This window comes from Arachnia propionica, assembly GCF_037055325.1.
GTDB lineage: Bacteria > Actinomycetota > Actinomycetes > Propionibacteriales > Propionibacteriaceae > Arachnia.
In genome coordinates, this window is the sequence record NZ_CP146373.1 from 2,221,023 (window position 1) to 2,242,457 (window position 21,435).

Sequence of the window (21,435 nt, forward strand, 5' to 3'; positions counted from 1 at the left end):
ATGTCGCTAGAAATCATTGCCCCCGGAGCAATATTCACTGCGATCGGGCTCATTATTTTGGGCCTCCTCTCACTCTGGAGAGGATGGGTAATTTACAGTGAACCCACACCTCGATTTGTCATAGGCTACAGAGGGTGGTCATCAACACCTCTCGCACTCCCTTACGGAGGCGGATTCATGCTATGCTTGGGAATAGCCGGTCTGAAGCCAATTCTTCCCCAAGCTATAATGTTCGCAGTCAGCGTGACATGTTTCATCTGTTTCATCATCTTCATGCTGGGATTTTTGATCTGGTTTCCCCGGTTCCTTCTCCCCCGCTGGTACCGCCGAGCCGTGAAGGCTGGTATTCCACGCAACGACCCCAACGCCATGGGAGCCTTCAAAGCCCTCCCCGTGGAACAGCAACGCGAAGCAGCCCAACAAGGAAAACAACGATGACACCCCCTCGGCAGCACTGGCCGACAAGTTCTGGGACGGAAACACGGCTGACAGACCCACACCGGCACGTCCGCTCTCGGGCGCGCGGCAGGACGCGGCCTCTTTGTTCTCGGGGTCGGCTTGACCTACAGCAGTGAGTACGAGAAAGCCGACAAACGATACCGTGAACAAAACCCGGAACTTTCCGCAAGCGAAAGGCAATCACGAGTGCGGGAAACCGCCGCGGTTCGGACAGGCTCGCAAGTACTCGCGTCCGCATGGGCAGAAGCTGCAGTCGGCTCAATGATTCCCGTGGGTGGAACCGCCGTCGGCTTGGCAGTGGGCGCCGGGGTTGGGTTCGTAATGAGCATCGAAACCGGCGAAGGCAAGACTGTCGGGGACCACATCGCAGACCTTGGCGAAGGCATCTGGAACTGGGGTAAAGGACTGTTTGGCGGATGAAGAATCAAGTAGTTTTGTTGGAGGGCATCGTTTCCGGTGAAATTTTAGCTGCGATCGTGCTCATCCTCATCGGTTTGCTCTGTCTCTGGCAGGGCTGGGTCGCCTACACCGAGCCCATTCCCCGCTTCGTCATAAACTATCGTGGCTGGACCTGTCCACCCCTCGCCATGTTCCACGGGGGTGTGGCCATGCTGCTCATGTCACTGCCAGCATTCAAACCGCCACTACATCGAATCGTTGCGGGAGTGATCGGACTGACATGGCTATTCTGCGGGCTGACCTCTCTACTTGGCCTCTTCTTCTGGTTTCCCCGATTCCTTCTTCCCCGCTGGTACCGCCGAGCCGTGAAAGCCGGTATCCCACGCAACGACCCCAACGCCATGGGAGCCTTCAAAGCCCTCCCCCTGGAACAACAACGCGAAGCAGCCCACCGAGGAAAACAGCGATGACACCTCGCCGCCACCAAATGACAGCCCTTGAGACGGAGACACAACCAGCAGACCCGCACCGGCACATCGGCCCTCGGGCGCGCGGCAGGACGCGGCCTTTTCGTTCTCGGGGTCGGCTTGACCTACAGCAGCGAGTACGAGAAAGCCGACAAACGATACCGTGAACAAAACCCGGAACTCACCGCAAGCGAACGACAAGCACGCGTCGCCGAGAGCGCTACCGTGCGAACAGGCTCTCAGGTGGCGGCGTCAGCTGCCGCAGGCGCTGCAATCGGCTCCATCCTCCCCGTAGGAGGAACCGCCGTCGGCCTGGCAGTGGGCGTCGTGGTCGGGTTGGGCATGAGCTTCGACACTGGTGAGGGCAAAAGTCTCGGAGATCGCGTTGCCGATGCTGGCGAAGGGTTCTGGAATTGGTGCAAAGGGGTGTTCGGCGGATGATAGGTCATGCAATTCTCCTGGAAGGTCTCGTCCCCGGGGACATCTTCACCGCGATCTTTCTTCTTGTCATCGGCATCCTCTGTCTCTGGCAGGGCTGGGTCGCCTACACCGAGCCCATTCCCCGCTTCGTCATTAACTACCACGGTTGGACCTGTCCACCCCTCGCCATGTTCTACGGGGGTGTGGCCATGCTGCTCATGTCCTTTGGAGCACTCAAACCACCCCTGTCCCGCATCCCAGGAGGAGTTATCGGGCTGATATGGGCGTTTTGCATACTGAGCTTCTTGATCGGTTTTTTCTTCTGGTTTCCCCGATTCCTTCTTCCCCGCTGGTACCGCCGAGCCGTAAAGGCCGGCGTCCCACGCAACGACCCCAACGCCATGGGAGCCTTCAAAGCCCTCCCCCTAGAACAACAACGCGAAGCAGCCCAACGAGGAAACCAACAGTGAGACGCTGAACCAGACACGGGCCGCCCAGCGTCCACATGGCAAACGCCCGTAGGCTGAGGATCGTGTACGACGTCTCGATGGTGTTGTTCGAGGGTTTCGAGCTGCTCGACGTGTTCGGGCCGGTCGAGCTCCTCGCCCGGCTGCCCGAGGAGTACCGGATCATCTACGTGGCACCCGACACAGGGCCGGTTCGCAGCAGTCAGGGAGCAGAAATCGTGGTTCCCGTGTCCTTGAAAGACGCAGCACACTCCGACATCGTGTTCATGCCGGGCGGACCAGGCACCCGCTGCCTGGTCCGCGACGAACAATTCCTCCAGATGCTCAGCCATGTGGCAGCCCCCGCTTCGATCGTCGTCTCGGTGTGCACCGGTTCAGCAGTTCTGGCGGCCGCTGGTTTGTTGAATGGGTACCGGGCCACATCCAACAAACGGGCCTTCGACTGGGCGTCAGGACACGGAGACGAGGTCACATGGGTACGCAGGGCGCGGTGGATACACGACCGGAACCGTTGGACCTCCTCCGGAGTGGCAGCCGGCATGGACATGACAGCCGCGTTGATCGCTCACCTCACGGGCCCGGAAGCCGCAGCGACGGCCGCCCGTGAAATCGAGTTGAAGATTCACCCCGACCCCACACGGGATCCCTTCGCGGACCCCGGTGACGATCCCGAAACATCATCCGCGCCGCTACGATGTTGACACGTTCACGACCCCGCAGACCGAGGTATCGTGCGGCCCTCACACAGAGACCTTCTGCCACAGATACAGGACACCGTCACACGGGTCGTCGACAGTCGAAGGAGACCTGATGAATCAACCGCACCCCGAGCAGATCAGCTGGCTGGACAGCATGGAGCATCGCAGCTGGCTCGCACAGCACCGGGAAACATTGCTGGACTTCTTCCAACCCGAGGTAGTGCTGCCCGGCGCGGGCTACGCCTACCTTGATTCACAAGGCCACGCCCTGCCCCGGCTGGGATCACAACTGTGGCTGGGTGCACGCATGCTGCACTGCTTCTCCATAGCGGCCATGCAGGGACGTCCCGGAGCCGAGGACGTGGCCCGGCACGGCATCGGTTTCTACCTGAACGGCGCCGGTCGCGACACCGAGCACGGCGGATGGTTCCCGACCGTCGGGGGCGATTCCCCCAGCTTCCGCAAGGAACTCTACGGGCAGGCCCACATCCTGCTCGGCGCCAGTTCCGCAGCCACCGCTGGGATTCCCGGGGGCGAGGAGCTGCTGGCAGCGGCCCTGGAGGTCATCGAGAAGTTCTGGGTGGAGGCCGATGGTGCGGGCATCGATGCCTTCGACCGCGAATTCCACCAGGCCGAGCCATACCGCGGCCAGAACGCCAACATGCACCTGACGGAGGCCTACCTGGCCGCCTACGAGACGACCGGCGACGAACAACTCCTGGAACGGGCTGCAAGAATCGCGCACCGCATCGCGGGCCGGGCCGCAGACGCCACGGAAGGGGCCTGGCGGCTCCCGGAGCACTTCGACGCCACCTGGCGGGAACTCCCCGACCACAACCGCGACGAGCCCCGGCATCCGTTCCGACCCTACGGTTCCCAACCCGGGCACTGGCTCGAATGGTCGAAGTTGCTGCTCCAGCTCCGCGGCCTCGGCGTTCGGGAGACCTGGTTGCTGGACGCCTCCCGGCACCTCTTCGATGGCGCATTCCACGACGCCTGGGCGGACAACGGCGGTTTCTGCTACACCGTCGACTGGGACGGGAAACCGGTGGTTCCGGAGCGGTTCTTCTGGGAGATCGCCGAAGGCATCGGCGCAGCCGCAGGACTGTTCCGCGCCACCGGTGAGCAGCGCTATGAAGACGCCTACCGCACTCTCTGGGCCTACGCCGATGAGCACGTCATCGACCACGTGGACGGTTCCTGGTGGCAGGAACTCGACGTGCAGAACCGTCCCGTCACCCACACGTGGGAGGGCAAACCTGACCTCTACCACGCCTATCAGGCCACCTTCTACGCCCTACTGCCAGAGAACCGAGGAATAGCCTCCTGGGCGCGCGACCAGCACCGAGGCGACATCACAGCGAACTGAACCGAGCCGCGAGCCGCCGTGGATGGTTTCGCCCCAGACCGCTCGTTCCTCAGGACCCAGCTCAACCGATGCGTCCCGAAAAACTTCGCGGGCAACGAAACGGGGAGGCATCCTGGGCCAGGATGCCTCCCCGTTGTTTCAGAATCAGTTCTCGTCCTCGGACTTCTTCTTCACCGGATCGGTGACGAATTCCAGGACCGCCAGAGGCGCGGAATCACCCTTGCGGATGCCGATCTTGGTGATGCGGGTGCAGCCACCGTCACGGCCCTGAAGGGTGGGGGCGATCTCCTCGAACAGTTTCGCCACCACGTCCCTGTCGGTCACCGATTTCAGCACCAGGCGACGGGCGTGAAGGTCACCGCGCTTGGCCTTGGTGACGAGCTTCTCGACCAGCGGCTGGACGCGGCGGGCCTTGGTCTCGGTGGTGGTGATACGGCCGTGCTCGATGAGCTGGGTGGCCAGGTTGCGCAGGATGAGGCGCTCATGGGTGGGGCTACCACCCAGGCGGGGGCCCTTGGTCGGCTTAGGCATGTCTCAATTCTTTCGGTCTGGTCCCGAGCAGCGCTCGGTATGGGTTCTCAGTACTGCTCGGTCTCGGCGTAGTCTTCGTCCGCTTCGGTGTCGATGTCATCCTCGCCCTCGTGCTCCTGGTCGTAGCGCTCGATGGCCTGGATCGGGTCGAACCCCGGGGCGGCGTCGCGCAACGAAAGCCCCAGGTTGTGCAGGGTGACCTTGACCTCGAGGATTGACTTGGAGCCGAAATTACGGATGTCGAGGAGGTCCTCCTCGGAGCGGGCGACAAGCTCACCGACTGTGTGGATGCCTTCCCGCTTGAGGCAGTTGTAGGAACGAACCGACAGGTTCAGGTCCTCGACGGGCAGGTTCAGCGACTCGGCGATCTGCTCATCCACGGGCGAGGGCCCCATCTCGATGCCCTCTGCGTTGACGTTGAGTTCACGAGCCAGGCCGAAGAGTTCCACCAGGGTCCGTCCAGCGGATGCGACGGCGTCTCGGGGCGCCATGGAGGGCTTGGTCTCGACGTCAATGATGAGACGGTCGAAGTCGGTGCGCTGCGCCACGCGGGTGGCCTCCACCTTGTAGCTCACCTTCAGCACGGGAGAGTAGATGGAGTCGACGGGGATCCGTCCGATCTCCGCGTCGGGATCCTTGTTGAGGACGCTGGAAACGTATCCACGACCACGTTCGACCACGAGCTCCATCTCAAGTTTGCCGCCTTCGCTGAGGGTGGCGATGTGCAGTTCGGGGTTGTGCACCTCGACCCCAGCCGGCGGTTGGATGTCGGCCGCGGTGACCTCACCGGCTCCCGCCTTGCGCAGGTACATGACCACAGGTTCGTCCTCCTCGGAGGACAGGACCAGGCCCTTGAGGTTGAGGATGATCTCGGTGACGTCCTCGACGACGCCCTCCAGGGTGGAGAACTCGTGCTGGTTGCCCTCGATCTTGATGGAGGTCACTGCCGCGCCCGGGATAGACGACAGCAGGGTGCGACGCATCGAGTTGCCGAGGGTGTAACCGAAACCGGGTTCGAGGGGCTCGATGATGAACCGTGACCGGTGTTCGGAAACCGTCTCTTCCGACAGGGTCGGACGCTGTGCGATGAGCATTTTCTTCCTTCCCGCGCCACCCACTATTTGATGGCGCGAATACCGCGACCGGAACCGCTCCGGCTGCGGGGCCCGGAAACCCGAGCTGGGGTGACCGGCAGTTGTGGTGCCGATCACCCCGGTGGCGTCTACTACTTGGAGTAGAGCTCGACGATCATCTGCTCCTGGACGTCGATCACGATCTGTTCGCGGACGGGGAGCTGGTGGACGAGGATGCGCATCCGGTTGGGGCGGGCCTCGAGCCACGCGGGAACGGAGCGCTCGCCGTGGGTTTCACGAGCCACCACGAGCGGGTGGATGTTCATCGACTTCTCGGCGACGTCGATGATGTCGTGAGCCTTGACACGGTACGACGGGATGTTCACCTTCTTGCCATTGACGAGGAAGTGACCGTGCACCACGAGCTGGCGGGCCTGCCTGCGGGTGGCAGCAAAACCTGCGCGGTACACAACGTTGTCGAGACGCGATTCGAGGATCTGCAGCAGGTTGTCACCAGTTTTGCCTGGGTGACGGTCCGCCTCCTCGTAGTAGCGGCTGAACTGCTTCTCGAGGACGCCGTAGGCGAAACGGGCCTTCTGCTTCTCCTTGAGCTGCAGCGAGTACTCGGAGTCCTTGGTGCGACCGCGACCGTGGACGCCGGGCGGGTAGGGACGGCGTTCGAAAGCCTTGTCGTTGCCAACCAGGTCGGTCCCGAGGCGACGGGACTTCTTGGTCATGGGGCCGGTGTAACGAGCCATTTTCTCTTCAGTCCTTTACTTCTCGGGCGCTCAGACGCGGCGACGCTTCGGCGGACGGCAGCCGTTGTGCGGCACGGGCGTGACGTCGGAGATGGTTCCGACCTCAAGGCCCACGGCGCCCAGCGAGCGGATCGCGGTCTCACGGCCCGACCCCGGGCCCTTGACGAACACGTCGACGCGCTTCATGCCGTGCTCCATGGCGCGACGGCCAGCGGCCTCGGCTGCCATCTGGGCGGCGAAGGGGGTCGACTTGCGGGAGCCCTTGAAGCCGACGGTGCCGGCGGAGGCCCAGGAGATCACTGCCCCATTGGGATCAGTGATCGAGATGATCGTGTTGTTGAAGGTGCTCTTGATGTGAGCCTGTCCGGCGAGGACGTTCTTCTTCTCCTTGCGGCGCACCTTGGTCTTGGCGGCCTGCTTGCGGCTTGTTGCCATCAGTAGTCAAATCTCCTGTCTCAGCTCACCGCGCGGGTCAGCGTGCCTTCTTCTTGCCGGCCACGGCCTTCTTCTTGCCCTTGCGGGTGCGCGCATTGGTGCGGGTGCGCTGACCACGGACCGGGAGGCCACTGCGGTGACGACGGCCCTGGTAGTTACCGATCTCGACCTTACGGCGAATGTCGGCGGCAACGGTACGACGGAGGTCACCCTCGATCTCGTAGTTGCCTTCGATGTGGTCACGCAGCGCGACGAGCTGCTCGTCGGTGAGCTGGTGGACACGGAGATCGCCGCTGACACCGGTGGCGGCGAGGGTCTCGGCGGCGCGGGTGCGACCGATCCCGAAGATGTAGGTGAGGGCGACCTCCAGGCGCTTGTCGCGCGGCAGGTCGACACCAACGAGGCGTGCCATGTTCTACCTTTCAGTGTTTCCGGTCCCTATGGGCTTCCGCCCGATCAGGTCGGGGACCGCGAAGGTGTGTGGCGTGTCGCGTCCCCTCCTGGCGCGCGGCGGTTCTGTCGCCGCAAAGGGGCCTTGGCCTTCGTCCAAGGGTCGGGAGTCACCGTTTCCGGCGGCCCTTGCGATCACGTTGTGTTCACTTGTCAGGCGGGCTGGGCGACCTGCCCCGTTCCGCGATGTTCTGCGATCCCTCGTCGGGTTGTCAGCCCTGACGCTGCTTGTGGCGCGGGTTGTCGCAGATCACCATCACACGACCGTGCCGGCGAATAACCTTGCACTTGTCGCAGATCTTCTTGACGCTCGGCTGAACCTTCATTCGAGCAACCTTTTCAATCGGCGACTGGGCAGTCTCCTGCCCAATCTGTGGTGGATGAGCCGGTCGCCGGAAATCCGGGCCATCGCAGGCACACGACAGCATCCGGGCATGGACGACCGACGACAAAGCCTACGTCACATCGCCGTTTTTGCCAACCCGCCGCGGTAAAACAGACGCCCGGCCATGGCCGGGCGTTGAGAATTCACACGTGTTCAGGACCTGGCTGGTCACTTGTGCCGGTACACGATACGACCGCGGGTGAGGTCGTAGGGGGAAAGCTCGACGACCACTCGGTCAGCGGGCAGGATGCGGATGTAATGCTGGCGCATTTTTCCGCTGATGGTGGTCAGAACCTTGTGCCCGTTGGGCAACTCAACGCGAAACATTGCGTTGGGCAACGCCTCGACCACGGTCCCCTCGAGTTCGAGGGCTCCTTCTTTCTTCGCCATGTGCTCTCAATCGTCGATGGAAACCGGTTTCCGGGCGCGGTGGGAAACCGCAATACTTGAGGCAGTTTACGCGGCACGTGGCGACGCCCCAAATCCACCCCGGAAGGGTTACCACCGCCGCGGCGCCGTACCGTTGACCCATGCAGTATTTCGCCGTTCATTACACCTACGTCAACGACACCGAGCTCATCGCCCGTCACCGCCCCGATCACCGGGCCTTCCTGTCAAGCCTGACCGGCAAGGGGCTCATCGCGGGTGGGGCCTACCCCGAGGCCGCACCCCCATCGGCCCTCCTCGTGGTCAAGGCCGAGAACGCCGAGGCTGTCTCCGATCTGCTCGCCGACGATCCGTTCCGGCTCAACAATGTGCTGGCCGATGTCCGTATAGTCCACTGGACCCCGGTGATCGGAGTATTTGCGGAGTAGTTTCCGTCTTCCATTGTTCAGCCACCTATGCGATGTCCCTGTCAACGGATCGGCTTCTTCGGAGCTGATGAGTACCGGCAACTCAGCACGGATATGGGCCACGTTGTCCGGCTTTCCCGCCCAGCGTGTGCCCTCCATCAGGTTCACGAACAACTCTGCACTCGGCGTGAACCCGCAACACGGATCCGCCCGGTAGGCATCTACCCAGGTTTCATCGCGGGTCAGCCAGTCCGTGCGCCAGACACAAGCACCCCTACCGGTTCCTCACCAGGCAACCAGCTACGGCTGTACAGGGGGTGATTATCGAAGGCTGGGATCACACGGACAGCGGGTTCGTTCGTGGCTAGAGACTACTCATCCCGGACCACTTCACACGGCTGGTTTCCTGCTCAAACCAGCCACAGCAGCAGGATGGCCACAATGGCCAGCAGGGTCGCAGCACCCGCGATTGCTCCGAAGGCAACCCAGCCGACACGCGCCGGGGTGCGGATCTCGCCAACCTGCCCCGCAGGTAGGTTTCCTTCACCGACGATCGCAGGAGTGTTGACCGCAGCCGCCGGGAGCTGTTCCACCACCGGGACCAGTTCGCCCAGGGTCTTGGCCGCGTAGATCACATCCATGGACTGCCGATAGGCATCCGCGTCCAGCCGACCATCTGCGAAGGCATCCGAAACCCGCTTCGTCAATGATTCCCGCTCCGCATCATCAACTGCTTCGCCAGCGCGTTGAAGATACCGGGAAGATGGTGGCAAGTTGCTCATGCGATCCATGGTAAAAGCCGTGGACGTCACTCGCCGAGCGGCCCGAAAGGGATGCCGCGGGCGGTCAGTTCCGTTTCTCCCCCATCGGCTTCTGTGAGCACCCAAAGCCCGCGCTCCGTAATGGCCACAGTGTTCTCCCAGTGGGCTCCGCGCTCCCCGTCGCGGCTTCGCACCGTCCATTCATCGGCAGCGACCACCGTCTGATGCAGCCCCAGGGTCAGCATCGGTTCCACCGCGATGGCCATCCCCACGCCGAGACGTGGGTTGGGGCGGAACCTGAACTGATTCGGAACGTCCGGCTCCATGTGCATGTGGGAACCAATCCCGTGTCCCGTGTAGTCGCGCAGCGATCCATACCGACGCGGCTGGCACTTGACGCACTGTTCGATGGCCCGCGACACGTCTCCGACGCGACCGCCGTCACGGACAGCGGCGATGCCGGCCCACATGGCCTGCCGGGTGGCCTCCAGCATCTCGAGATCCTCCGCCCGGGCCTCACCGACCACGAAACTCCGGGCCGCATCACCATGCCATCCCTCCACCACGGCGCCGAAATCGATGGAAACGAGATCGCCGTCGCAGATCACGCGATCACCGGGGACACCGTGAACCAGTTCGTCGTTCACGGAGATGCAGGCGACACCGGAAAACGGCGCGCCATACTCGGCGCCGTATCCCAGGAAATTCGAGGTCGCACCCCGCTCCGCGAGCACTGTTCGGCCCACCTCATCGATCTCGGCGGTCGTGACGCCCACTGCGGTGGCCTCCTGCATCCGGCGCAGCCCCTCGGCCACGACTAGCCCCGCGGCGCGCATTTTCAGCAGCTGTTCGGGCGTCTTGATCTCGATCGACATCTCAGGCCTTGTGCGCCGCCACCGCATCGAGCATGCGCTGCCGCACTTCCTCGACGGTTCCGGTTCCCTCCACCTCAACGAGCAGCCCTTGCCGCTCGTAGTGGAAGAGCAGCGGTGCGGTCTGGCCGGCATAGACCTCCATGCGGCGCCTGATGGTGTCTTCGTTGTCGTCCGTACGCCCTTCCTTCTGGGCTCGGTCCAGCAGGCGCGCGACCAGCACGTCGGGTTCCACCACCAACGAGACCACGACATTGAGGCGCTGCCGCTGATGGGAAAGGTTGTGGTCCAGGAAGTGCACTTGATGCATGGTGCGTGGGAAACCGTCGAGGAGAAACCCAGAGGAGCAGTCATCCTCGGCCAGACGATCGGCAACGATGGCCTCCGTGACGTCGTCGGGCACGTATTCTCCGGCGTCGATCAAGGCCTTGACTTTGACGCCCAGCTCGGTGCCGTTGCGGATGTTGGCCCGGAAGATGTCGCCGGTCGATATGGCTGGTATCGCATATGCGTCGGCCAGCGCTGTGGCCTGGGTACCCTTGCCTGCTCCGGGGGCACCCATGATGAGCATTCTCACCTCAGGAATCCTTCGTAGTTGCGTTGTTGCAGCTGACTCTCGATGCGCTTGACCGTGTCAAGGGCTACACCGACGATGATGAGGATGGAGGTCCCACCGAACGGGAAATTCTGGTTCGCGCCGACCGCGATGAACGCGAGGGTCGGAATCATCGAGATGACCGCCAAATACAACGAACCTGGCGCGGTCAGACGGTTCAGCACGTAGGTCAGGTAACGCTCCGTAGGCTTGCCCGCACGGATACCGGGAATAAAACCGCCGTACTTCTTCATGTTGTCCGACACCTCCTCAGAGTTGAAGGTGATCGCGACGTAGAAGTAGCAGAAACCGACGATGAGCAGGAACTGCAGGGTGCTGTAAACCCAACTGTTCGTGTGGAAATTGGCAGCTATCCACTGGCCGGTTTCCGACTCGGGCCGGAAGGTGGCATAAAGAATCGGTAGATAGAGGATGGAGCTGGCGAAAATCACGGGAATGACACCGGACTGATTGACCTTCAGCGGGATGTAGGTGGTCGATCCCCCCACGAGCCTGCGTCCGACCATACGCTTGGCGTACTGCACGGGAACGCGCCGCTGTCCCTGCTCCATGAACAAGATGCCGAGCATCACGAGCAGACCGATGGCGATGATGGCCAGGAAGAGAAACCAACCGGTGGCCCCTGGGTGGCTCTCCTTGATGGACCACAGGCCGGTCGGGAACTGAGCGGCGATCTGGGTGAAGATCAGCACGGACATGCCGTTGCCGACGCCACGATCGGTGATCAGCTCGCCCAGCCACATGATCACGACGGTCCCGGCGGTCATGGTGAGCACCATCGTGATCAGCGGGAAGAGCTCCTGTGCGTAGAGGATGGGCCGGCTGCACTGCAACAGCTGGCCCGTGCGCGCCATGGTGACGAATGCCGTCGCCTGGAGCAGCGCCAGGACGAGGGTGAGATACCGCGTGTATTGCGTGATCTTGGCCTGCCCGGCGGCGCCCTCCTTGCGGAGGGCCTCCAGCCGCGGGATCACCACTGCGAGCAGCTGCAGGATGATCGAGGACGTGATGTAGGGCATCACGCCCAGGGCGAAGATCGTCAGGTGAAGCAGGGCACCGCCCGAGAACAGGTTGATCAGGGAGTAGAGCCCGGCCTTCGAACCTGTCGTTGCATCTGCCACGCATGCGTTCAACGCCTGCATGTTCACGTTCGGGGCAGGGATGGTGGAACCGAGGCGGAACACCAGAAGGATCCCAAGCGTGAAGAAGATCTTCTTGCGCAGCTCAGGTGTTTTGAACGCGCTAGCGAAGGCGGAGAGCATCCGGCCCCTCTTTCAGTTGCTCAGCAAATTACCCGTCGCCCATCTCAGGCAACCCAGGCAGCGTACCAAGGGGCACGCGCATTCCCCAATGCCGCGCCACGGATGAGACCTCACGGGGGTGTCGGGCTACCGCCCCGGCGCGCACCCGTACCTCTCCGATGCGCAACTCTTCCCGAGGGTATTGCATACTTCCGGCCAGCTCTCCTATGCTTCCCGCATTGATTTCGCGACGTGACTATCGTCGTTGGTTGGGGGACATCATGAAAAAAGTAATGACCGTGTACGGGACCCGTCCCGAGGGCATCAAGATGGCACCTGTCATCCGACGCCTGGAGGAGGACTCGCGTTTCGAGTCGATCTCGGTGGTCACGGGGCAGCACCGCGAGATGCTGGACCAGGTGAGTGAGGTTCTGGGAATCACCCCGACGCACGACCTCAACGTTTTCGCACCAGGCCAGACCCTCAATGAGATCATGGCCCACATCATCACACTGCTCGATCCCATTCTCGAGATGCAGCGCCCAGATGCCGTCGTGGTCCAGGGCGACACCGCCACCGTCGCCGCAGCGGCCCTGACTAGTTTCAACCGCCACATTCCCGTCGTCCATTTGGAGGCGGGACTTCGCAGCGGCGACATCGCTGCCCCGTTCCCGGAGGAGGCCAACCGCAGCATCGCGACACGGATCAGTTCCCTCCATCTGGCACCAACCCGGCAGTGCCGGTACAACCTGGAGCGGGAAGGCATCCGCGGTGAGCACATCGTTGTCACTGGCAACACCGTCATCGACGCTCTGATGCGCGCGGTAGATGCCGGGATCCCCATCCGGGACGAAAAGATCCGCCACGTGGTCGCCTCGGGAGCACCGATCCTGCTGGTCACCGCTCATCGCCGGGAAAACTGGGGTCTACCCATGGAACGGATCGGTCGCGCCGTCGCCCGTTTGGCGCGTCGTCATCCCGAGCTTCACGTCATCCTGCCAGCCCATCTGAATCCCATCGTCCGGCACTGCCTGCTACCTCCCCTAGTCGGCCTGGACAACGTCATCGCCTGCGATCCTCTCCCCTACGGCGAGTTCATCCAGGTCCTGAAAGCCTCGAGCATCGTACTGACGGATTCCGGGGGTTTGCAGGAGGAGGCGCCGGCCCTTGGCAAACCCGTCCTGGTACTGCGCGAGAGAACGGATCGCCCTGAGGCGATCGAGGTCGGAGCGGCTCGCCTGGTCGGCACTGACGAAGAGATCATCCTCGCGGAAGCCACCAGCCTGCTTGAAGGACTTGCCCGACGAGCACCGGTCCCTGAACCAGTCAATCCATACGGCGACGGCGCAGCCGCCGTACGTGCGGTCGCCGGCATCGCTGCATTCCTTGGCGTCGGCGACCCCCTCCCTGACTTCGTCAGTCGCACCCCGGCGCGGACCTGGCCGTTGATCAAATCCGCCTGAGACACGAAGGGGCCGGGTGGCCGATCCTCAAGGATCAGCCACCCGGCCCCTGTGTCATGCTGTTGCCGTTCAGGCCTCCACTGCAGACCCACCAGCAGCTGCCAGCTTCTCCTTCGCGGAGTTCGAAAACGCGTCAGCCGTCACGTTGAGAGCAACGTTGATGTCACCGCCGCCCAGCACCTTGACGAGCGTGCCGCCACGCACGGCACCGGCCTCGACAAGATCCTCCACCGTGACGGCTCCCCCCTTGGGGAACAGCTCGGCGAGACGACCGACATTGACGACCTGGTACTCCACGCGGAACGGGTTCGTGAACCCCTTGAGTTTCGGGATCCGCATGTGCATCGGCATCTGACCGCCCTCGAAGTTCGCCGGGACGTTCTTGCGAGCACCCGTACCCTTCGTGCCACGACCAGCGGTCTTGCCCTTGGACGCCTCACCACGACCCACGCGGGTCTTAGCGGTATTGGCCCCCGGCGCGGGGCGCAGGTGATGAATCTTGAGAGCCATTAGTTGACCTCTTCCACTTTCACGAGGTGGGCGACGGTACGGATCATGCCGAGCACCTCGGGGCGGTCCTCGCGCACCACGGTCTGACCGATGCGCTTCAGCCCCAGGGTACGCAGCGTGTCCCGCTGGTAGTCCTTGCCGCCAACCTTCGACTTGATCTGGGTGATCCTCAGTTCAGCCATCAGCCGGCCACCTCCTCCTTGCGTGCCCGGAGCAGTGCCGCCGGGGCGACGTCCTCGACCGGCAGGCCACGTCGTTTCGCGACGGCTTCCGGTTCCTCGAGCTGCTGCAGGGCATCCACCGTCGCGTGAACGACGTTGATGGCATTGGCCGAGCCGAGCGACTTGGCCAGCACGTCGTGCACACCCGCGCATTCGAGCACTGCACGGGCCGATCCACCGGCGATGACACCGGTACCCGGCGAGGCGGGGCGCAGAAGCACCACGCCAGCGGCCTTCTCACCCTGCACGGGGTGCGGGATGGTGCGCTGGATCAACGGCACGCGGAAGAAGTGTTTCTTGGCCTCCTCCACGCCCTTGGCGATGGCGGCAGGCACCTCCTTCGCCTTGCCGTAGCCGACGCCGACCATGCCCTCGCCGTCACCGACGACCACCAGGGCGGTGAAGCTGAAACGACGCCCACCCTGGACGACCTTGGCGACGCGGTTGATGGCGACCACGCGCTCGAGATACTGATTCTTCTCTTCCCTGGAAGCCTGGCCACGACGATCGTCACGGCCACGACGCTCCCCACCGCGGCGATCACCGCGCTGCTGGGTTTCACTCATCGTGTTCCCTATCCTCTCGTCGTTCTCAGAATCCGAGACCGGCCTCGCGCGCCGCATCGGCGAGCGCGGCGATCCGGCCGTGGTACTTGTTCCCTGCGCGGTCGAAGACGACATTCTCGACACCGGCTTTCTTCGCACGCTGGGCGATGATCTCCCCCACCTTGCGAGCTTTGGCGGACTTGTCGCCCTCCGCCGCCCTCAGATCGGCTTCCATGGTGGAAGCGGATGCCAAGGTGTGGCCGATGGTGTCGTCGATCACCTGCACGTACAAGTGACGCGCGGAGCGGGTGACCACCATGCGAGGCCGCTCGGCGGTGCCATTGATCTTCTTGCGGCCGCGCAGCTGACGGCGGGCGCGTGAGGCGGTCTTCGCCGCCAGGCCCTTGCGCTTGCCAAGCGAGATAGCCATTACTTACCAGCCTTTCCGGCCTTGCGGCGGACGTGCTCGCCCGCGTAGCGAACACCCTTACCCTTGTAGGGTTCGGGCTTGCGGATCTTGCGGATGTTCGCGGCGGTCTCACCGACAAGCTGCTTGTCGATGCCGTGCACCGTGAACTTGGTCTGGGTCTCGACGGTGAAGGTAATGCCCTCCGGGGCGTTGACCACCACCGGGTGCGAGAACCCGAGGGCGAATTCGAGCTGGGTCGGGCCCTTCGCAATGACGCGGTAGCCGACACCCACGATCTCGAGTTTCTTCTCATATCCCTGGGTGACCCCGGTGACCATGTTCGACACGAGGGTGCGGGTCAGGCCGTGCAGGGAACGGGACAGCCGCTCGTCGTTCGGGCGCGACACCTCCAGCTCTCCCTGCTCGTTCTTCGCGACGGTGATGGGTTCGCGTACGGTGAATTTCAACTCACCCTTGGGACCCTTGACGGCCAGGTTCTGACCGTCGATCTTGACCTCGACGTTGGACGGGACCGCGACCGGGAGCTTGCCAATTCGTGACATTATCTATCTCCTTTTCAGTCTCGTCGGGTCACCAGACGTAGGCGAGCACTTCGCCACCCACGGACTTGGCGTTTGCTTGCTTGTCGGTCAGCAGGCCCTGGGATGTGGAGATGATGGCGATACCGAGACCGCCGAGCACCTTCGGGAGGGCCTTGGCCTTCGCGTAGACACGCAGACCGGGCTTGCTGATACGACGGAGTCCTGCGATGGAGCGCTCCCGCGAGTCACCGTACTTGAGGGTGACCTTGAGCACTTTGCCCACCTGTCCTTCGACCTCGGTCAGTTCGAAGTTCGAGATGTAACCCTCGGCCTTCAGAATCTCCGCGATGCCGACCTTGATCTTCGACGACGGCATGGTCGTCGATTCCTGGTACGCCTGATTGGCGTTACGCAGACGCGTGAGCATGTCTGCGATGGGATCAGTCATTGTCATGGCTGTTTGGCTTCTTTCTCGCCCCGGTTTCCCTCATGTGTGGGGACCTTTGGCAAATCGAAAATTGGAAGTTCTTCTCGTGGCGCTCTGGGTCACCAGGACGACTTGGTCACGCCGGGAAGCTGACCTGAGTGGGCGAGCTCACGCAGGCAGATACGGCACAGACCGAACTTGCGGTACACCGACTTGGGACGACCGCAGCGCTTGCAGCGGGTGTAGGCGCGCACACCGAACTTCGGCTTGCGGGACTGCTTGACCTTGAGTGCTGTCTTAGCCATGGTTCACGCTCACTTCTTCTTCTTGGGCTGGAACGCGGGGCCGCGACCGCCCTTGACCGGCTTCGGATCGTCGACTGCCTTGAAGGGGAAGCCGAGGTGCTTCAGCAACGCACGACCCTCCTGGTCATTGGTGGCCGAGGTCACGAACGTGATGTCCATGCCACGGACGCGGTCGATCTTGTCCTGATCAATCTCCAGGAACATGACCTGCTCGTTCAACCCGAAGGTGTAGTTGCCCTTGCCGTCGAACTGGCGACCATTGAGGCCGCGGAAGTCGCGGATACGAGGCAGAGCCAGGGTCAACAGCCGGTCAGCGAACTCCCACATGCGGTTCCCACGCAGGGTGACGTGACAGCCGATGGGCATGCCCTCACGCAGCTTGAACTGAGCAATGGACTTGCGGGCCCTGGTGATGGTTGGCTTCTGACCGGTGATGACGGTCAGATCACGGACGGCACCGTCGATGATCTTGGAGTCACGCGCAGCCTCGCCGACGCCCATGTTGACCACGATCTTGGTCAGACCGGGAATCTGCATGACGTTGGCGTACTTGAACTCCTCCTGCAGGGCAGGGATGATCTGCTCGCGGTATTTCTTCTTCAGGCGCGGGATCTCAACGTCGCTGCTCATCAGATCTCCTTCCCGGTCTTCTGGGCGATGCGAACGCTGCGCTGGGCCGGGTACTCGGACCCGTCGGAGCGCTTCTTGGTGACATCGACGCGCTTGTAGCCAACCCGGGTCACGACCTCCTTGCCGTCAACTTTGGTGACGAGCTGGACGTTCGAGACGTGAATGGGGGCCTCAGAGCTGATGATGCCGCCCTCGATGCGCCGACCATCGGCACCCTGGGATTCGCGCTTGTGTCGTTTGATGACGTTGACGCCCTCGACGGTCACCTTCTGGGATCGGGGATCGACGGCGATGATCTCACCGGTCTTGCCCTTGTCCTTGCCCGCGATGACCTTGACCCGGTCACCCTTCTTGACGTGGAGCGAGTTCATCCTCAGATCACCTCCGGGGCGAGCGAGACGATGCGCATGAACTTCTTTTCACGCAGTTCCCGCGCCACCGGGCCGAAGATACGGGTGCCGCGGGGCTCCCCGTCGCTCTTCAGGATGACGGCGGCGTTCTCGTCGAATTTGATGTACGAGCCGTCGCCGCGGCGACGCTCCTTGACTGTACGCACTACAACGGCCCTGACGACTTCGCCCTTCTTGACGTTGCCGCCGGGGATCGCGTCCTTGACCGTGGCGACGATGGTGTCACCGAGGTAGGCGTAACGACGCTTCGAGCCACCGAGAACGCGGATGCACAAGAGTTCCTTGGCACCAGTGTTGTCGGCGACCTTGAGTCGCGACTCCTGCTGGATCATTTGTTCTCCTCCGTCCGACCGGTTCCCGGGCCCGGGCCTGGTCGGAACTCGCATGATGAACCCCCTGGATTTTGCCAGGAGGCGCCCCGGGCCTCGGGCACGGGGATTTCGTCACCCGAGAGAGGTCCCCAACCGGATACCCGGAGGGCACAGACTCAAGGCAACTTGCCAAGAGTACCCCACGGGACCTCGCCAGGCGAAACCGATACACCAGAGCGGCAGGAACTGCCCTGGCCCTGGAGGCCATTCGCCCTCGGAACGAAGCTCCACGCCCACGCCTGCTCGCGGGTTTCACCGGTGGATACGTGGTCGTGGACGGTCTTCTACAAAAGTCCTCGGCGGTACTATCACCCCACTTTCCCAGCACATCATCTCAGCACGGCGAACTTATCCTCGCTACGCAGGATCAGGTATTGATCGTCCTGCTCGATGTAGGTGTAGTCATCGAAAGTCTGTGTCCACAGTTTCTCCGATTGTCCAGCTCTGATCGCGACAAGCTCCACCCCTTTCCCCCTGTCATCGGATGCCACGATGTCGCCGCCCGCTGTTCGAAACACCACTCGCCCGGACGCAACCGAATGTTTCTCCAGCCCGATCTCCCCCGTGTCCATATTGGCAATTCCCACGTTCAAGGTCTGCGCCTCCGCGAACAACACCACCGGCTGTCCTTCGTGATCAAAGATGATCGGATATCCATTGCCCCAGTTTTGTCTCCACCGCACATCCCCGGTGCGGGGATCGAGACGTTCGATCATCTCGCCCCGCCGCGACCCTATGAGCAGGACATCCTTGAAAACATGGAGCGGCCCCCCGGAGTCTGCCTTCTGCCAGAGCTGGTTTCCCGTCGAGTCGTAAGCGCTCAGACGACCTTTTTCCTGTTCGGATGTGACGATGACTCCACTGACACGCACGAAAGTCGTTGAGTCGTCCTTCCACGGGGGCGGACTGCCGTCGTCAAGGGACAGAGACTTGAAACAGCTGATCTCGGCCCCAAACTCGTTGATCCAACAGAAATCGGCAAATCCGTCGCGTTCCTTCACCGTGTACGCCCCCTCCTGCGGCACAATTTCCACCTCGGTACTCCACGCGATGGCATCGGAATTCACGATGTCCGGTATGCGACTGATCTTCACGGTGCCAATACGTTCCTCATCCGGCTCGTAGCGGTACACCGCTTTCATGTCACCGCCGATGAGCGACCCATGGCCCAGGTCCAGTTCCCGCACGAATTCTCCGTTCGATGCCCTGTGAACCAGGAACCGGTTCTTTCCGACCGCATCCGTGACAATCAGTCCGAAGAGTCCATCGGGTAATTTCGTGTGGATTTGGACGCTCACCGCACCGCTGACCCGGTCGCTGACGTCAACCGCCCATCGCTCCGAGCCATCAGCCCATGCGAGCATTCTGAGCCGGGCACCTCCCTCGGTGACATTGGGAATTACCAACAAGCCCTCCGCCGTCCCTCCCACGGCGCCACCCCGATGTTCACTCTCCCACGCAATCTGCGGGGCTTGATTGAGTCCCGTCACGGGCTTGATGCTCTCCCCATCGCTCCCGCCTCGCAGGAGGAACCACCAGCTTCCGAATCCTGCGACAGCCACCAGGACAGCGGCCAGCATGATGAACAGAATTGTTCGGCCCCTGCGCGGCGCAGACGACGACTGCGGCGAGGCCGGCTGAGGGGTCATCGCTTCCTCCGAAACCTGTGAAGGTGTTCCGGAAAACCCCGGAGAGGAAGTAACGGGCCCTAACGGCGGCGGAATCATGTTCGGGCCCGGTCCACGATGCCCGTCGGGTGGGGTGTTGTGCTCGCTCATACAATCCTCACTGATCCAGTGAGCCCATTCTTGCGCATCGGGAACCGCGCGGGGAGAGATCGCGCGAACTGCTCCCGAGAGCCCACTGCATGGCTCTGGCGTCGTCGTCGTTTTGGCCATCCAGCGATTTTCGATAGCCGAACCTAACTGACGCGACGGTTTCCGGGGAAAGAACAGCTAGTCTCTTCAGCATGGAACTTACTGGAAAGCTTAAGGAAGCCTTCAACGCCCAGGTCACCATGGAACTGACCGCCGCTGCCGTATACCGGCAGCTCTCCATCGATATGGAAGCCCTCGACCTGCCGGGCATCGCGGGTTGGTTCAAAGCCCAGTCCGCTGAAGAAGAAGTACACGCCGAGAAATTCATCGCCCACATGTTGGATCGCGACGCCACGCCGCTGCTGGGCACCATCAAGGCCCAGACCAAGCATGTCACCACGGTCCTCGAGGCCTTCGAGGCCTCTCTCGCCCACGAGAAGAAGGTGTCCGGGGCAATCCGCGATCTTTACCGTCTCGCCAGTTCAACCGATGACATCGACGCCCTTCCGCTGCTCAGCTGGTTCATTGACGAGCAGATTGAAGAGGAATCCACCGTCTCCGCCATCATCAGCCGAATCAAACTGATCGGCAATGACGGCAACGGCATCCTCCGCCTCGACGAGGAACTCGGCGGTCGCTCAACGCAGGCCTGAGCCCATAGCCATCACACAGGCGCGGGGCGGCCTGATTCCCTCCTGGGAGTCAGGCCGTCCCGCGCCTCGTCAGATGCTGAAGTCATCTCGATCAGGCGTTCCGCCGCTTCAGCACCATTCTTGCCGAATCCACCAGCAACACCAGACCAGCACCCATCTGGATGCAGTCCTTGAGCACCAGACGTCCGCGGCCCGACAGGAAAGGCAGCCCCAGATCCGCGTCTGCCAGCCCTTGAGCCGGAGCGGTCACCCAGACCTGCGGCGTGGTAATCAGGAAGGACAGGGTGACGCACGTGAACCCGATCAGCGCCAACGCACCCAGCATGCCCAGTTCAGGGCGCACCCAGTGCAGGGCTATGAACACAGCGATCAGGATGATGCACACCCCCACGAAGATCGACATCGAATACGTACCGTTGGCCTCATGCCAGGCTCGGTTCGCTTCATTCAGCACGCCTTCGGCATTGACATGGGCCTTATAGTTCTCAGGATCCTTGATCATCCACCTCATGAGCGGAGACGTGGCGACAAAGGGAACATGCCGTCGGCCTCATACTTGAACCACTTGAGTCCCCCGATCCATAGCAGAACGATCAAGACCCCAATCCGCAACACCGTCATCGCGACCCGGTCGAGACCCGAGATCCACCTACTCACCCTGAGCACAAATCCCGTCAAGCCGCTTTTATCAGCTTCGGTCACAGTTTTTCCTTTCTCAATGAGGACACACGTGACCCGTTACGGGTAGAACACCCGCATCACAGCACAAGGTCTTACCTGCAGACGCTCTCATCGCACGCGTCACGTGAGCCAGATCAATTCTCAAACGAAGAATGATATATGAATCAAGGATAAGATTCGGAGAAATCCGGCCACGCGAGCGGCGCGCACCACACCCTGCGAGGAAAAATTGAATTTTTCACTACTCGCGCGAAAC

General features: G+C 62.3%; 31 protein-coding genes and 2 pseudogenes. 10 read left to right on the forward strand and 23 right to left on the reverse strand.

Annotation, left to right across the window (positions count from 1 at the left end; translation table 11 throughout):
- The 7 genes from V7R84_RS10260 (at position 1) to V7R84_RS10290 (ending at position 4,279) form a co-directional block, all read left to right on the forward strand.
- Positions 1-438, forward strand: a complete 438-nt coding sequence (locus V7R84_RS10260; RefSeq protein WP_338568614.1) for a hypothetical protein — start codon at positions 1-3, stop codon at positions 436-438.
- A 120-nt stretch (positions 439-558) separates the two neighbouring features.
- On the forward strand, positions 559-879 hold the full coding sequence (locus V7R84_RS10265; protein ID WP_338568617.1) for a hypothetical protein: 321 nt from the start codon (positions 559-561) through the stop codon (positions 877-879).
- Positions 876-1,328 (forward strand): hypothetical protein, encoded by a 453-nt coding sequence (locus tag V7R84_RS10270; RefSeq protein WP_338568620.1) that lies wholly within the window; start codon positions 876-878, stop codon positions 1,326-1,328. Before V7R84_RS10265 ends, V7R84_RS10270 begins: the two co-directional genes overlap by 4 nt.
- A 27-nt stretch (positions 1,329-1,355) precedes the next feature.
- Positions 1,356-1,766, forward strand: coding sequence for a hypothetical protein (locus V7R84_RS10275; protein ID WP_338568622.1), 411 nt, complete (start codon positions 1,356-1,358; stop codon positions 1,764-1,766).
- Entirely contained in the window at positions 1,763-2,215 is a 453-nt protein-coding gene (locus V7R84_RS10280; protein ID WP_338568624.1) for a hypothetical protein, read from the forward strand. The genes V7R84_RS10275 and V7R84_RS10280 overlap by 4 nt, the downstream gene beginning before the upstream one ends.
- 62 nt (positions 2,216-2,277) lie before the next feature.
- Positions 2,278-2,913, forward strand: a complete 636-nt coding sequence (locus V7R84_RS10285) for a DJ-1/PfpI family protein (RefSeq protein WP_338568626.1) — start codon at positions 2,278-2,280, stop codon at positions 2,911-2,913.
- Between the two features lie 109 nt (positions 2,914-3,022).
- Entirely contained in the window at positions 3,023-4,279 is a 1,257-nt protein-coding gene (locus tag V7R84_RS10290) for an AGE family epimerase/isomerase (RefSeq protein ID WP_338568628.1), read from the forward strand.
- A 159-nt stretch (positions 4,280-4,438) separates the two neighbouring features.
- Here V7R84_RS10290 and rplQ read toward each other — a convergent pair.
- From rplQ to infA, 7 genes and pseudogenes are all read right to left on the reverse strand, one after another.
- Positions 4,439-4,810, reverse strand: a pseudogene (gene rplQ, locus V7R84_RS10295) (50S ribosomal protein L17); the annotation flags it as partial.
- A gap of 47 nt (positions 4,811-4,857) precedes the next feature.
- Positions 4,858-5,904 carry a DNA-directed RNA polymerase subunit alpha gene (locus V7R84_RS10300; RefSeq protein ID WP_338568630.1) on the reverse strand — a complete coding sequence of 349 codons (1,047 nt, stop codon included), beginning with the start codon at positions 5,902-5,904 and terminating at the stop codon, positions 4,858-4,860.
- A gap of 131 nt (positions 5,905-6,035) precedes the next feature.
- Positions 6,036-6,641, reverse strand: coding sequence for a 30S ribosomal protein S4 (rpsD, locus tag V7R84_RS10305; protein WP_338568631.1), 606 nt, complete (start codon positions 6,639-6,641; stop codon positions 6,036-6,038).
- Positions 6,642-6,671: 30 nt separating this feature from the next.
- Positions 6,672-7,076 carry a 30S ribosomal protein S11 gene (gene rpsK / locus V7R84_RS10310; protein ID WP_014847211.1) on the reverse strand — a complete coding sequence of 135 codons (405 nt, stop codon included), beginning with the start codon at positions 7,074-7,076 and terminating at the stop codon, positions 6,672-6,674.
- Positions 7,077-7,113: 37 nt separating this feature from the next.
- Entirely contained in the window at positions 7,114-7,488 is a 375-nt protein-coding gene (gene rpsM / locus V7R84_RS10315; protein WP_014847212.1) for a 30S ribosomal protein S13, read from the reverse strand.
- A gap of 250 nt (positions 7,489-7,738) precedes the next feature.
- Entirely contained in the window at positions 7,739-7,852 is a 114-nt protein-coding gene (gene rpmJ, locus V7R84_RS10320; protein WP_002514836.1) for a 50S ribosomal protein L36, read from the reverse strand.
- A 227-nt stretch (positions 7,853-8,079) separates the two neighbouring features.
- Positions 8,080-8,301 (reverse strand): translation initiation factor IF-1, encoded by a 222-nt coding sequence (gene infA, locus V7R84_RS10325; protein WP_014847213.1) that lies wholly within the window; start codon positions 8,299-8,301, stop codon positions 8,080-8,082.
- Positions 8,302-8,441: 140 nt separating this feature from the next.
- Here infA and V7R84_RS10330 point away from each other — a divergent pair, with 140 nt between their 5' ends.
- Positions 8,442-8,726, forward strand: coding sequence for a YciI family protein (locus V7R84_RS10330; protein WP_338568640.1), 285 nt, complete (start codon positions 8,442-8,444; stop codon positions 8,724-8,726).
- Between the two features lie 389 nt (positions 8,727-9,115).
- Here V7R84_RS10330 and V7R84_RS10335 read toward each other — a convergent pair whose 3' ends face one another.
- Genes V7R84_RS10335 through secY form a run of 4 tightly spaced genes read right to left on the reverse strand, consistent with a single transcriptional unit; the run spans position 9,116 to position 12,216 of the window.
- Positions 9,116-9,487: a DUF1707 domain-containing protein gene (locus tag V7R84_RS10335; protein WP_338568642.1), complete on the reverse strand. Its 372-nt coding sequence runs from the start codon at positions 9,485-9,487 to the stop codon at positions 9,116-9,118.
- 26 nt (positions 9,488-9,513) lie between these two features.
- Positions 9,514-10,341 (reverse strand): type I methionyl aminopeptidase, encoded by an 828-nt coding sequence (map, locus tag V7R84_RS10340; protein ID WP_338568643.1) that lies wholly within the window; start codon positions 10,339-10,341, stop codon positions 9,514-9,516.
- Between the two features lies 1 nt (position 10,342).
- Positions 10,343-10,915 carry an adenylate kinase gene (locus V7R84_RS10345; RefSeq protein ID WP_338568645.1) on the reverse strand — a complete coding sequence of 191 codons (573 nt, stop codon included), beginning with the start codon at positions 10,913-10,915 and terminating at the stop codon, positions 10,343-10,345.
- Positions 10,912-12,216 (reverse strand): preprotein translocase subunit SecY, encoded by a 1,305-nt coding sequence (gene secY, locus V7R84_RS10350; RefSeq protein ID WP_338568648.1) that lies wholly within the window; start codon positions 12,214-12,216, stop codon positions 10,912-10,914. The genes V7R84_RS10345 and secY overlap by 4 nt, the downstream gene beginning before the upstream one ends.
- A 260-nt stretch (positions 12,217-12,476) precedes the next feature.
- Here secY and wecB point away from each other — a divergent pair, with 260 nt between their 5' ends.
- Positions 12,477-13,658 (forward strand): non-hydrolyzing UDP-N-acetylglucosamine 2-epimerase, encoded by a 1,182-nt coding sequence (gene wecB, locus V7R84_RS10355; protein WP_338568651.1) that lies wholly within the window; start codon positions 12,477-12,479, stop codon positions 13,656-13,658.
- 69 nt (positions 13,659-13,727) lie between these two features.
- Here the strand turns inward: wecB and rplO are convergent, their stop codons facing one another.
- The 11 genes from rplO to V7R84_RS10410 all read right to left on the reverse strand — a co-directional run bounded on the left by rplO (position 13,728) and on the right by V7R84_RS10410 (position 19,608).
- Entirely contained in the window at positions 13,728-14,168 is a 441-nt protein-coding gene (gene rplO, locus V7R84_RS10360; RefSeq protein ID WP_338568654.1) for a 50S ribosomal protein L15, read from the reverse strand.
- Complete coding sequence (gene rpmD / locus V7R84_RS10365; RefSeq protein ID WP_338568657.1) at positions 14,168-14,350, reverse strand: 50S ribosomal protein L30; 183 nt, start codon at positions 14,348-14,350, stop codon at positions 14,168-14,170. Before rpmD ends, rplO begins: the two co-directional genes overlap by 1 nt.
- On the reverse strand, positions 14,350-14,955 hold the full coding sequence (gene rpsE, locus V7R84_RS10370) for a 30S ribosomal protein S5 (protein ID WP_130873496.1): 606 nt from the start codon (positions 14,953-14,955) through the stop codon (positions 14,350-14,352). Before rpsE ends, rpmD begins: the two co-directional genes overlap by 1 nt.
- A gap of 25 nt (positions 14,956-14,980) precedes the next feature.
- Complete coding sequence (gene rplR, locus V7R84_RS10375) at positions 14,981-15,364, reverse strand: 50S ribosomal protein L18 (RefSeq protein ID WP_338568663.1); 384 nt, start codon at positions 15,362-15,364, stop codon at positions 14,981-14,983.
- A complete protein-coding gene (rplF, locus tag V7R84_RS10380; RefSeq protein ID WP_338568665.1) occupies positions 15,364-15,906 on the reverse strand; it encodes a 50S ribosomal protein L6 in 543 nt (180 codons plus the stop codon). Before rplF ends, rplR begins: the two co-directional genes overlap by 1 nt.
- A gap of 28 nt (positions 15,907-15,934) precedes the next feature.
- Positions 15,935-16,339: a 30S ribosomal protein S8 gene (rpsH, locus tag V7R84_RS10385; protein WP_130873493.1), complete on the reverse strand. Its 405-nt coding sequence runs from the start codon at positions 16,337-16,339 to the stop codon at positions 15,935-15,937.
- A 92-nt stretch (positions 16,340-16,431) separates the two neighbouring features.
- Positions 16,432-16,617, reverse strand: coding sequence for a type Z 30S ribosomal protein S14 (locus V7R84_RS10390; protein WP_338568667.1), 186 nt, complete (start codon positions 16,615-16,617; stop codon positions 16,432-16,434).
- Between the two features lie 9 nt (positions 16,618-16,626).
- The gene (rplE, locus tag V7R84_RS10395; protein ID WP_338568669.1) at positions 16,627-17,247 is read right to left on the reverse strand and encodes a 50S ribosomal protein L5; all 621 of its coding nucleotides are present in this window, start codon (positions 17,245-17,247) and stop codon (positions 16,627-16,629) included.
- Positions 17,247-17,618: a 50S ribosomal protein L24 gene (gene rplX / locus V7R84_RS10400; protein ID WP_338568671.1), complete on the reverse strand. Its 372-nt coding sequence runs from the start codon at positions 17,616-17,618 to the stop codon at positions 17,247-17,249. Before rplX ends, rplE begins: the two co-directional genes overlap by 1 nt.
- Before the next feature lie 2 nt (positions 17,619-17,620).
- Positions 17,621-17,989, reverse strand: a complete 369-nt coding sequence (rplN, locus tag V7R84_RS10405; RefSeq protein WP_338568672.1) for a 50S ribosomal protein L14 — start codon at positions 17,987-17,989, stop codon at positions 17,621-17,623.
- Positions 17,990-18,357: 368 nt separating this feature from the next.
- Positions 18,358-19,608 carry a PQQ-binding-like beta-propeller repeat protein gene (locus V7R84_RS10410; RefSeq protein WP_338568675.1) on the reverse strand — a complete coding sequence of 417 codons (1,251 nt, stop codon included), beginning with the start codon at positions 19,606-19,608 and terminating at the stop codon, positions 18,358-18,360.
- A 389-nt stretch (positions 19,609-19,997) separates the two neighbouring features.
- Between V7R84_RS10410 and V7R84_RS10415 the strand changes: the two genes are divergently transcribed.
- Entirely contained in the window at positions 19,998-20,498 is a 501-nt protein-coding gene (locus V7R84_RS10415) for a ferritin (protein ID WP_338568678.1), read from the forward strand.
- Positions 20,499-20,589: 91 nt separating this feature from the next.
- Here the strand turns inward: V7R84_RS10415 and V7R84_RS10420 are convergent.
- Positions 20,590-21,119: pseudogene (locus tag V7R84_RS10420) on the reverse strand (YkgB family protein).
- Positions 21,120-21,435 lie beyond the last annotated feature (316 nt).

Bases quoted from the DNA above. Each gene is read 5' to 3' on its own strand.
- V7R84_RS10260 (WP_338568614.1), top strand. From the start codon at position 1: ATGTCGCTAGAAATCATTGCCCCCGGAGCAATATTCACTGCGATCGGG.
- V7R84_RS10270 (WP_338568620.1), top strand. From the start codon at position 876: ATGAAGAATCAAGTAGTTTTGTTGGAGGGCATCGTTTCCGGTGAAATT.
- V7R84_RS10280 (WP_338568624.1), top strand. From the start codon at position 1,763: ATGATAGGTCATGCAATTCTCCTGGAAGGTCTCGTCCCCGGGGACATC.
- V7R84_RS10290 (WP_338568628.1), top strand. From the start codon at position 3,023: ATGAATCAACCGCACCCCGAGCAGATCAGCTGGCTGGACAGCATGGAG.
- V7R84_RS10300 (WP_338568630.1), bottom strand. From the start codon at position 5,904: ATGCTCATCGCACAGCGTCCGACCCTGTCGGAAGAGACGGTTTCCGAA.
- rpsD (WP_338568631.1), bottom strand. From the start codon at position 6,641: ATGGCTCGTTACACCGGCCCCATGACCAAGAAGTCCCGTCGCCTCGGG.
- rpsK (WP_014847211.1), bottom strand. From the start codon at position 7,076: ATGGCAACAAGCCGCAAGCAGGCCGCCAAGACCAAGGTGCGCCGCAAG.
- rpsM (WP_014847212.1), bottom strand. From the start codon at position 7,488: ATGGCACGCCTCGTTGGTGTCGACCTGCCGCGCGACAAGCGCCTGGAG.
- rpmJ (WP_002514836.1), bottom strand. From the start codon at position 7,852: ATGAAGGTTCAGCCGAGCGTCAAGAAGATCTGCGACAAGTGCAAGGTT.
- infA (WP_014847213.1), bottom strand. From the start codon at position 8,301: ATGGCGAAGAAAGAAGGAGCCCTCGAACTCGAGGGGACCGTGGTCGAG.
- V7R84_RS10330 (WP_338568640.1), top strand. From the start codon at position 8,442: ATGCAGTATTTCGCCGTTCATTACACCTACGTCAACGACACCGAGCTC.
- V7R84_RS10335 (WP_338568642.1), bottom strand. From the start codon at position 9,487: ATGAGCAACTTGCCACCATCTTCCCGGTATCTTCAACGCGCTGGCGAA.
- map (WP_338568643.1), bottom strand. From the start codon at position 10,341: ATGTCGATCGAGATCAAGACGCCCGAACAGCTGCTGAAAATGCGCGCC.
- secY (WP_338568648.1), bottom strand. From the start codon at position 12,216: ATGCTCTCCGCCTTCGCTAGCGCGTTCAAAACACCTGAGCTGCGCAAG.
- wecB (WP_338568651.1), top strand. From the start codon at position 12,477: ATGAAAAAAGTAATGACCGTGTACGGGACCCGTCCCGAGGGCATCAAG.
- rplO (WP_338568654.1), bottom strand. From the start codon at position 14,168: ATGGCTCTCAAGATTCATCACCTGCGCCCCGCGCCGGGGGCCAATACC.
- rpmD (WP_338568657.1), bottom strand. From the start codon at position 14,350: ATGGCTGAACTGAGGATCACCCAGATCAAGTCGAAGGTTGGCGGCAAG.
- rpsE (WP_130873496.1), bottom strand. From the start codon at position 14,955: ATGAGTGAAACCCAGCAGCGCGGTGATCGCCGCGGTGGGGAGCGTCGT.
- rplR (WP_338568663.1), bottom strand. From the start codon at position 15,364: ATGGCTATCTCGCTTGGCAAGCGCAAGGGCCTGGCGGCGAAGACCGCC.
- rplF (WP_338568665.1), bottom strand. From the start codon at position 15,906: ATGTCACGAATTGGCAAGCTCCCGGTCGCGGTCCCGTCCAACGTCGAG.
- rpsH (WP_130873493.1), bottom strand. From the start codon at position 16,339: ATGACAATGACTGATCCCATCGCAGACATGCTCACGCGTCTGCGTAAC.
- V7R84_RS10390 (WP_338568667.1), bottom strand. From the start codon at position 16,617: ATGGCTAAGACAGCACTCAAGGTCAAGCAGTCCCGCAAGCCGAAGTTC.
- rplE (WP_338568669.1), bottom strand. From the start codon at position 17,247: ATGAGCAGCGACGTTGAGATCCCGCGCCTGAAGAAGAAATACCGCGAG.
- rplX (WP_338568671.1), bottom strand. From the start codon at position 17,618: ATGAACTCGCTCCACGTCAAGAAGGGTGACCGGGTCAAGGTCATCGCG.
- rplN (WP_338568672.1), bottom strand. From the start codon at position 17,989: ATGATCCAGCAGGAGTCGCGACTCAAGGTCGCCGACAACACTGGTGCC.
- V7R84_RS10410 (WP_338568675.1), bottom strand. From the start codon at position 19,608: ATGCTGGCCGCTGTCCTGGTGGCTGTCGCAGGATTCGGAAGCTGGTGG.
- V7R84_RS10415 (WP_338568678.1), top strand. From the start codon at position 19,998: ATGGAACTTACTGGAAAGCTTAAGGAAGCCTTCAACGCCCAGGTCACC.